The organism is Actinophytocola sp., from assembly GCF_035712165.1.
In the GTDB taxonomy this organism is placed as follows: Bacteria; Actinomycetota; Actinomycetes; order Mycobacteriales; family Pseudonocardiaceae; genus DASYTH01.
This window is the reverse complement of record NZ_DASTBH010000155.1, coordinates 1-8685: the sequence shown is the minus strand read 5'-3', so window position 1 is coordinate 8685 and position 8685 is coordinate 1. Positions and strand designations below refer to the sequence as shown.

The window sequence follows — 8685 nt, the reverse complement described above, 5'->3', positions numbered from 1 at the left end:
AAGCTAGCGCGTCTGCCATTCCGCCACTCGGACCGGTGGGGAACAGGGTAGCTGATGGGGGGTGGGTGGGGTGGGGGGTGGGTGGTAGGAAGGCGGGATGATCGAGGACGAGGTTGTTCGGCTGACGAGTGAGTTGATTCGGATCGACTCTACTAACACGGGGGAGCCGGAGACTACTGTCGGTGAGCGGGCGGCGGCCGAGTATGTGGCTCGGGAGCTGGGGGATGTGGGGTATGAGGTCGAGATCGTGGAGTCGGGGGGGCGGGATCGGCTGAACGTGGTTGCGCGGTTGGCGGGGGCCGACCGGAGCCGGGGGGCGTTGCTGGTGCATGGGCATCTGGATGTGGTGCCGGCGGATCCTGCCGAGTGGTCCGTGCATCCGTTTTCGGGGGCGGTGCAGGACGGGTACGTGTGGGGGCGCGGGGCTGTCGACATGAAGGACATGGTGGCGATGACGCTGGCCGTGGCGCGGCGGTTCAAGCGGGAGGGGGTGGTGCCGCCGCGGGATCTGATTTTCGCCTTCGTGGCTGACGAGGAAGCCGGGGGAGCGTACGGGGCGCAGTGGTTGGTGGATAACCGGCCGGACCTGTTCGAGGGGGCGACCGAGGCGATCGGGGAGGTCGGGGGGTTCTCGGCGACGCTGGGGCCGGACCTGCGGGCCTACTTCATCGAGATCGCGGAGAAGGGGATCGCGTGGATGCGGCTGCGGGTGCGGGGCCGCGCCGGGCACGGGTCGATGATCCACGAGGACAACGCCGTGACCAAGGTGGCCGAGGCGGTGGCGCGGCTGGGGCGGCACCGGTTTCCGATCGTGCTGACGGACTCGGTGCGGGAGGTGCTGGCGGGGGTCTCGCAGCTGACCGGGTTGGTGTTCGAGGAGGACGACCTGGAGGGCTCGGTGGCCAAGTTGGGGCCGCTGGCGCGAGTGGTCGGGGCGACCTTGCGGGACACCGCCAACCCGACGATGTTGAAGGCGGGGTACAAGGCGAACGTGATTCCGTCGGTGGCGGAGGCCACTGTGGACTGTCGGATTCTGCCGGGCCGGCAGGAGGCCTTCGAGCGGGAGCTCGACGAGATCCTCGGGCCGGACGTGGAGCGGGAGTGGATCACGCACCTGCCGCCGGTGGAGACCACTTTCGACGGTGAGCTTGTGGACGCCATGCGGGCGGCGATCCTCGCCGAGGACCCGGGCGCGACCACCCTGCCGTACGTGCTGTCCGGCGGTACGGACGCCAAGGCGTTCCACACGTTGGGTATCCGGTGCTTCGGGTTCGCTCCGCTGCGGTTGCCGCCGGACCTCGACTTCACCGCGCTGTTCCACGGGGTGGACGAGCGGGTGCCGATCGACGCCATCCAGTTCGGGGTGCGCGTGCTCGACCGGTTCCTGCGCAACTGCTGACGGTCCCAGGTGAACCCGCCGACGCCGCGATGCGTAGTCTCGATCGTCCACTCGTTGCCTGAGTAGGAGGCGCCGATGCTGCCGGAGTTCGTGAACGGTCTTCCGCTGCACCCGCTGACCGTGCACTTCGTGGTGGTGTTGCTGCCGCTGGCCGTCCTCGGGGCGATCGTCGTGGCGGTGTGGCCGGCCGCGCGGGCCCGGTTCGGCTGGCTCGTGGTCGCCGTGGCCGCGGTCGCGACGATCCTGGTGCCGGTGGCCACGTCCAGCGGGACGGACCTGCAGCGGCGGCTTCCGGACAACGAGTTGGTGCGCACCCACCAGCAACTCGGCGATCTGATGCTCTACTTCGCGATTCCGCTGCTGGTCGCGGTGGCCGCGCTGATGGTCGTCCACGAGGTCGGCCGGCGGCAGGCGGTGGCCTGGACGAAGATCGCCACTATCGCGGTCGCGGTGCTGACCGTCGGGTTCGCGGTGGCGGCCGGGGTGCACGTGTACCGGGTGGGGGAGGCCGGCTCCCGGGCGGTCTGGGACGGGGTGCAGAACACCCAGCCGCGCTGAGGCGGCGCGTCGGTGCTGGCGCGCGAATGCGGTGCCCCTGGACCTTGAGGCCCTGGGGCTATGTGCTCAAACCGGGCAGGAGGTCGCTGCGCCGAGGCCGTTTCAGCCACACCTTGCGGGAGCCGTCGGAGTAGAGCCGCACGGTGGACAGCTCCCACCCCGAGAACTCGGCGTGAATGGACAGTTGCGTGGCCGCCGCGCGCCGCGACACCCCGGGGGGCAGGCGCAGCGGCCGGTACTCCCAGTCCCCGTCGATCACCCCGTCAGTGTTCATGGTGTGATCACCTGTATCCCTTCTCCCGAGGCGGACGCGACGAACACGCGGCCGTCACCGGGATCCACGGTCACCGAGTTCGGCTGCCCGACGGTGGGGAAGCGGTGCCGCTCGCGCGGTTCGCCTCCCGCCATCTGGTAGCCGACGACTTCGTTCTTCGCGGTCAAGGTCACCCACGCGAGGTCGCGGGTGGGGTCGTAGGCGATGCCGAACGGCGCCCCGGCGACCGGGTAGCGCTGGCGCAGCAGCAGCGGGTCGACCGAGAAGGCGAGCAGCGCTCCGCCCCGGGTGTCGACCACCAGCACCCGGCCGTACCGGTCGGTGGTCGCGTTGGTGGAGCCCTCGCCTGCACGCAGCCCTGCCCGCACCGCTCCGCCCGGCACGTCGAGCTCGAACACCGCGTTGCGCAGCCGGTCGAGCACCACGGCGTGGTCGCCGGTGCTGAGCACCCGGTCGGCGCTGAACATGCTGCCGGTGATCACCCGCCGCACGGCGTCGGCGCCGACCACGGCCACCTCGCGGCGGTCCCGCACGGCGACGAGCGTGTCGTCGTCGAAGGGCGTGGCGCTCACCGGCGCGCCGCCGACCGCGGTGCTCGTGCTGGCGCCGGCCGGCAGCGCGATCCGGACCAGCTGCCCGGCCGCGGTGGCCAGCAGCGGCCCGCCGGGCGCGGCCAGCCGCAGGTCCTCGGCCGGTCCGGGCAGCGGGACCGACCGTGGCGCGGCGGTGGGGGCGGCGAGGTCGTAGAGCAGGACCGCGGGCGTGTCGACGGCCACGGCGAGCAGCCGGTTGCCGGTGTCGACGGTCATCGCGGTGGGTGTGCCGGCGGCCGCGAGCACGGTCCCGGCCGGCGTCGCGGCGGCGGGCGGCGAGATCGCGGGAGCGGCCGCGACGGGGGAGTCGGTCAACATCAGCTCGTCGCGCGGCTCGCTGTCCGCCGAACATCCCACGGCGAGCGCCGCTGAGCCCACCACGAGGGTGGCAACCACGCGACGCAACATCTACCTCCCACCCGGCCTGGCGACACTGGGTGAAGCCCGCCGACTTCACAACGCGGTCATCAGGACGTTACGCCCAGCATCCCCTGTGTTCGTTCGCGCTGGCAAGCGTCCAGCTCAGTCCAGCCTTCGCGCCACTCCGGTGGCCAGGTCGTACCCGGCCGCGACCACCGGCACCTCCCGCGCGGCGATCGCCGGGCAGCGGGCCGGCAGTTCGGCGGCGACCCGGCGGGTGTGGGTGAGCACGCAGGCCTGGTGGAACGCCGCGTCGTCCGGCACGGCTGGGGTGGCTCGCACGGCGGCCTCGACGGCCCGGGCCAGGGTGCCGACCGCGCCGGTGATCGTGGCGCCGCGCACCAGGTCGATCGCGGCCCGGACCGCGCCGCAGCCGGAGTGGCCGAGCACGACAACCAGCGGAACCCGCAGGTGCAGCACGGCGTACTCGACGCTGCCGGCGACCGCGTCGTCGATCACCGCGCCGGCCGTGCGCACCGTGAACAGGTCGCCGAGTCCCTGGTCGAAGACGAGCTCCGGGCCCACCCGGGAGTCCGCGCAGCTCAGCACGCAGGCGATCGGGTGCTGCTCGGCGAGGAGCGTCTCCCGCCAGCCGGAGTCCTGGTGCGGGTGGTCCGGGCAGCCCGCGGTGAACCGGATGTTGCCCACGGCGAGCGCGCGCCACGCCGCGGCCGGGTCCGGCGGATCGGGCGCGGCGAGCGCCACCGCGGGCCCGGCGAGCATGCCCACCGTGGTGGCCGTACCCAGCGCGAACAGCGACCGGCGAGACACAGGGTGACCGTTCATGCGCGGAATGCTGCCGGTCGCCGGGCGACTCGGTGGGGACGGCGCAGCGGTTTCATCCGAACGGGGGAGTCGCGATCAGTGCAGGTCGGGGCTTGTAACGAACTGGTATCAGTGGTCGAATCCCAGGTCAGGGAGTGCAGGAGGTCAACGATGACCATCGATCCGAGGAACACGCCCATCTTCGGGGACACCGTCCCGGCCGATCCGCCCCGGCCGGTGCGACTGGCGGCCGGGTTCCTGCTGGGGGACGTGGCGCTGACGGCGGCGTACCGGATCTACACCGGCCTCGACGACAGCTTTCCGATCTTCCTGGTGCCGCTGCTGCTGGCCACCTGGTTCGCCATGGCCGTGCGCTCCGGACACGGCTGGGCACGCACCGCGTCCACGGTGCTTTCCTGTCTACTCATCGCGATGATGGCGTTACTCATAGAATTCGCATTAATTGATCTTTCCGTCCTGTTTTTGTCCGCCATCCTTCTACTCACCGCGATTAGGTTGATGTGGCGCAGTGACGTTAACGGGTATTTCGGGCCTTGATCGACCTGCTGCGTAGTCGCTTGTGTACCAGTTGTGAACTGCATTGATGTGACTTAAGGCCCTAGTGTCGGCGATCCGGCATGCACGTAGCCTGTCGTCTTGGCGACCGGTATTTTCGGGGCGGGGCCACGGTCATTCAAGGAGCAGGTTTAATTGGTTACCAAGTCACCCATTGTGTTGAGCAGGCGCACGCTCTTGTCGGCCGGAGGCGCGCTCCTCCTCGCCGGTTGCGCGTCCGGCGGGGAGAAGTCCGCCGGCGCCGGACCGGTGGAGCAGCCCGAGGTCCGGCTGGGGGTGCTCCCGGTCCCGGACACCGCGCCGCTGTATCTCGCCCAGCGTGAGGGCGTGTTCCAGCAGAATGGGCTGCGGCCCAAGTTCGTGGAGTCCGAACTGACCGGTGACAACCGGTTCGACCTGGACAACGGGCCGGAGGACGTCCACTTCGACAGCTGGGTGACGATCTTCCTCAACATCGCCGACGGCGCCGACTGGGTGCTGATCGGTGAGGCCTGCCAGACCGGCACGCTGACCAGCGCGCTGCTGACCGCGCCGACCTCCAAGCTGCGCACCGTGGCCGACCTCAAGGGCGCCAAGATCGGTGTGAACAACCCGCGCGGCCTCGGCGTGATGCTGATCGACGCGCTGCTGACCACGAACGGGGTCAAGCCCGCCGACGTGGACTACGTCGAGTACCCGTTCGACAAGATCGGCGGCGCGGTGCGGGACGGCAAGGTCGACGCCGGCTGGCTGATCGAGCCGTTCCTGACCGATGTCCAGATCAAGACCGGCGCCGTGCCGCTGGCCGACACCGCCACCGGCGCGACCGTCGACCTGCCGCAGTCCGGCTACGTGTGCGGCCGCAAGTTCGCCGAGCGCAACCCGAACACGGTCAAGGCGTTCCAGGCCTCGCTGGTCGACGCGCAGGTACGGGCGCTGAACCGCGCCGCCCTCGAGCGGGAGTTCACCGAGTACCTCAAGATCGAGCCGAACGTGGCCTCGCTGATGAGCATCGGCAAGTACCCGAGCTCGCTGCGCGCCGTTCGGCCGCAGCGGGTGGCCGACCTGATGCTGTCCCAGGGCATGATCACCAAGCCGCTCGACGTGCAGAAGCTGATCGTCAGCTGATCGGCCGCTCCGGGTAGCCCAGGTCGATGCCGCTGACGTCGTCCAGGGCCGCCCTGATCGCCTCCGGCAGGGTCAGCTCCTCGGAGATCAGCGAGCCGAGCAGCTGGCCGGTGTCGCGGGCGCCGACGATCGGGGCGACCACGCCGGGCCGGTCCCGGACCCAGGCCAGGGCCACCGACAGCGCCGAGGTGGCCAGGCCGTCGGCCGCGGTCACCACCGCCTGCACGATGCGGGCGGCCCGGTCCGTGCGGTGGTGCTCGACGTACGGGGCGTAGTGCGCCGAGGCGCCGCGGGAGTCGGCCGGGGTCGCCGCCCGGTACTTGCCGGTGAGCACCCCGCGGCCCAGCGGGGCCCACGGCAGCAGGCCGATGCCGTGGTGCGCGGCGGCCGGCAGCACCTCACGCTCGATCCCGCGCTCCAGCAGCGAGTACTCGACCTGGGTGCTGATCAGCGGGGCGAGCCCGGACCGCTGCAGGGTGGCCGCGGTGGCCAGCTGCCAGCCCGAGTAGTTGGACACGCCGGCGTAGCGGATCTTCCCGGCCCGCAGCGCCGCGTCCACCGCGGAGAGCGTCTCCTCGATCGGCACCTCGACGTCCCAGGCGTGCAGCTGCCACAGGTCGACGTGCTCGACGCCGAGCCGGCGCAGCGACCCGTCCAGCGCGGCCAGCAGCGCACCACGGGACGCGCCGCCGCCGAACGGTCCGGCGTCGCGCCGGGCCACCGCCTTGGTGGCCAGCACGATCGCGTCCCGGGGCACCAGATCCGCCAGGATGCCGCCGAGGATGCGCTCGCTCTCCCCGTCGCTGTAGACGTCCGCGGTGTCCACCAGGGTGCCGCCGAGGTCGATGAAGGCGACCAGTTGGCTCGCGGCCTCCTCGGCGTCGGTGTCCCTGCCCCAGGTCATCGTGCCCAGGCCGAGCCTGGACACCCGCAGCCCACTGCGACCGAGGTGTCGTTGCTCCACGGGGGGCGAGCCTAAAGGCAGCTCAGGACGCGCGCCGGGCGTGGTGCCGCACACAGTTGGCACACCGCCAATGGCCGGTAGAGTGCTGCGAATGCGACTGGGACTCAACCTGGGTTACTGGGGTGCGGGCAACGACGCCGCCAACCTCGAGCTGGCCAAGGAGGCCGACCGGCTCGGGTACGCGGTGGCGTGGGCGGCCGAGGCCTACGGCTCGGACGTGCCGACCGTGCTGACCTGGGTGGCCGCGCACACCGAGCGCATGGACGTGGGCAGCGCCATCCTGCAGATCCCGGCCCGGGCCCCGGCGATGACCGCGATGACCGCAGCGACCCTGGACACCCTGTCCGGCGGCCGGTTCCGGCTCGGCCTCGGGGTGTCCGGCCCGCAGGTGTCCGAGGGCTGGTACGGGGTCAAGTTCGACAAGCCGCTGGCCCGCACCCGGGAGTACGTCGACATCGTGCGCGCGGCGCTGCGCCGTGAGCGGGTCAGCTACGCCGGCAAGCACTTCACGCTGCCGCTGCCGGACGGGCCGGGCAAGCCGCTGAAGCTGATCGTGCACCCGGTGCGCCCGGAGATCCCGGTGTACCTGGCCTCGATCGGCCCGAAGAACCTGGAGCTGACCGGCGAGATCGCCGACGGCTGGCTGGCCATCTTCTACTCCCCGGAGTTCGCAGGCGAGCAGCTCGAGCTGATCCGCGCGGGCCGGGAGAAGGCCGGCAAGACCATGGCCGGCTTCGACGTCGTGCCGACCATGCCGCTGATCGCCGGCGACGACTGGGAGTCCGCGGCCGATCTGGTGCGGCCCTACGCGGCCCTCTACGTCGGCGGGATGGGCAGCCGGGAGCAGAACTTCTACAACAACCTGGCCTGCCGCATGGGTTACGAGGCGGAGGCCGCGCAGTGCCAGGATCTGTACCTGGCCAAGGACTACGCCGGTGCGGCGGCCAAGGTGCCGCTGGGGTTCATCGACTCGACCTCGCTGCTCGGTTCCCGGGAGCGGATCGCCGACCGGATGGTCGCCCTCGCCGAGTCGGGGGTCACCACACTGACCATCTCGGTCGCCCTGCAAGATCTGGAGCGCGGCACGGCGGCGTTGCGGCTCGCCGTGGAAGCTCTGGACAAGGCTGGGGTCGGCGACTGAGGTTCGGCCCGCACGGGCGAGAGGGAGTAAGTGAGCACCACGATCAGCGTCCTCGACGCTGCCATTCTCGGCGTCGTCGAGGGACTGACCGAGTTTCTGCCGGTCTCTTCCACCGGGCATCTCAAGATCACCGAGGGGCTGCTGGGCATCCCCGTCGACGATCCGGCCGTGGTCGGGTTCACCGCGGTGATCCAGGTCGGCGCGATCGCCGCGGTGCTCGTGTACTTCTTCGGTGACATCGCGCGGATCACCACGGCGTGGTTTCGCGGGCTGCGGCACCGGGAGGCGCGCACCGACCGCGACTACCGGTTCGGCTGGTGGGTGATCTACGCGACGATCCCGATCGTCGTGGTGGGCATCGCCGCCCAGGAGCTGATCAAGGGGCCGCTGGCGTCGCTGTGGATCGTGGCGGGCTCGCTGATCGTGGGCAGCGCGGTGATGTGGCTGGCCGAACGGTTGGGCACACAGAAGCGTGGCGAGCAGGACGTCACGCTCGCCGACACGATGATCGTGGGCTCGTCGCAGATCCTCGCGTTGCTGTTCCCCGGCTTCTCCCGGTCCGGCGCCACGCTGTCGGCCTCGTTGCTGCTCGGCCTGGACCGGGTGTCGGCCACCCGGCTGTCGTTCTTCCTGTCCATCCCGGCGCTGCTGGGCGCCTCGGTGCTGCAGTCGGTGACCGAGTACGACAACATCTCCGGCGGGGTCGGCTGGGGCAACACGATCGTGGCGACGGTGGTCAGTTTCGTGGTGGGGTACGCGGCGGTGGCGTGGCTGCTGAAGTTCATCGCCGGGCACACGTACACGATCTTCATCGTGTACCGGATCGTGCTGGGTTCGCTGCTGATGGTGCTGCTGGCGACGGGCGCGATCGAGGCGCAGTGACGTCGC

Annotated in this window: 10 protein-coding genes; 6 read left to right on the top strand and 4 right to left on the bottom strand. The window is 70.8% G+C overall.

Features of this window, described 5'->3' with window-relative positions; all coding sequences use genetic code 11:
- Positions 1-97 precede the first annotated feature (97 nt).
- Both VFO68_RS08835 and VFO68_RS08830 read left to right on the top strand, forming a co-directional pair.
- Positions 98-1399, top strand: coding sequence for a M20/M25/M40 family metallo-hydrolase (locus VFO68_RS08835; protein ID WP_325157700.1), 1302 nt, complete (start codon positions 98-100; stop codon positions 1397-1399).
- A 75-nt stretch (positions 1400-1474) separates the two neighbouring features.
- Entirely contained in the window at positions 1475-1957 is a 483-nt protein-coding gene (locus VFO68_RS08830) for a DUF2231 domain-containing protein (RefSeq protein ID WP_325157699.1), read from the top strand.
- Between the two features lie 58 nt (positions 1958-2015).
- Here the strand turns inward: VFO68_RS08830 and VFO68_RS08825 are convergent, their stop codons facing one another.
- The 3 genes from VFO68_RS08825 to VFO68_RS08815 all read right to left on the bottom strand — a co-directional run bounded on the left by VFO68_RS08825 (position 2016) and on the right by VFO68_RS08815 (position 4030).
- Positions 2016-2231: a DUF5703 family protein gene (locus VFO68_RS08825; RefSeq protein ID WP_325157698.1), complete on the bottom strand. Its 216-nt coding sequence runs from the start codon at positions 2229-2231 to the stop codon at positions 2016-2018.
- On the bottom strand, positions 2228-3220 hold the full coding sequence (locus VFO68_RS08820; RefSeq protein ID WP_325157697.1) for a hypothetical protein: 993 nt from the start codon (positions 3218-3220) through the stop codon (positions 2228-2230). The genes VFO68_RS08825 and VFO68_RS08820 overlap by 4 nt, the downstream gene beginning before the upstream one ends.
- A gap of 126 nt (positions 3221-3346) precedes the next feature.
- Positions 3347-4030, bottom strand: coding sequence for a carbonic anhydrase (locus tag VFO68_RS08815; protein ID WP_325157696.1), 684 nt, complete (start codon positions 4028-4030; stop codon positions 3347-3349).
- 150 nt (positions 4031-4180) lie between these two features.
- Between VFO68_RS08815 and VFO68_RS08810 the strand changes: the two genes are divergently transcribed.
- Positions 4181-4567: a hypothetical protein gene (locus VFO68_RS08810; protein WP_325157695.1), complete on the top strand. Its 387-nt coding sequence runs from the start codon at positions 4181-4183 to the stop codon at positions 4565-4567.
- A gap of 195 nt (positions 4568-4762) precedes the next feature.
- Positions 4763-5692, top strand: a complete 930-nt coding sequence (locus VFO68_RS08805; protein ID WP_325157694.1) for an ABC transporter substrate-binding protein — start codon at positions 4763-4765, stop codon at positions 5690-5692.
- Here VFO68_RS08805 and VFO68_RS08800 read toward each other — a convergent pair.
- On the bottom strand, positions 5685-6656 hold the full coding sequence (locus tag VFO68_RS08800; protein WP_325157693.1) for an aldo/keto reductase: 972 nt from the start codon (positions 6654-6656) through the stop codon (positions 5685-5687). The genes VFO68_RS08805 and VFO68_RS08800 overlap by 8 nt on opposite strands.
- Positions 6657-6747: 91 nt before the next feature.
- On the opposite strand from VFO68_RS08800, the gene VFO68_RS08795 reads away from it, so the two are divergent.
- The gene (locus tag VFO68_RS08795) at positions 6748-7797 is read left to right on the top strand and encodes an LLM class F420-dependent oxidoreductase (protein ID WP_325157692.1); all 1050 of its coding nucleotides are present in this window, start codon (positions 6748-6750) and stop codon (positions 7795-7797) included.
- A gap of 30 nt (positions 7798-7827) precedes the next feature.
- Positions 7828-8679 carry an undecaprenyl-diphosphate phosphatase gene (locus tag VFO68_RS08790; RefSeq protein WP_325157691.1) on the top strand — a complete coding sequence of 284 codons (852 nt, stop codon included), beginning with the start codon at positions 7828-7830 and terminating at the stop codon, positions 8677-8679.
- The last annotated feature ends 6 nt before the right edge of the window (positions 8680-8685 follow it).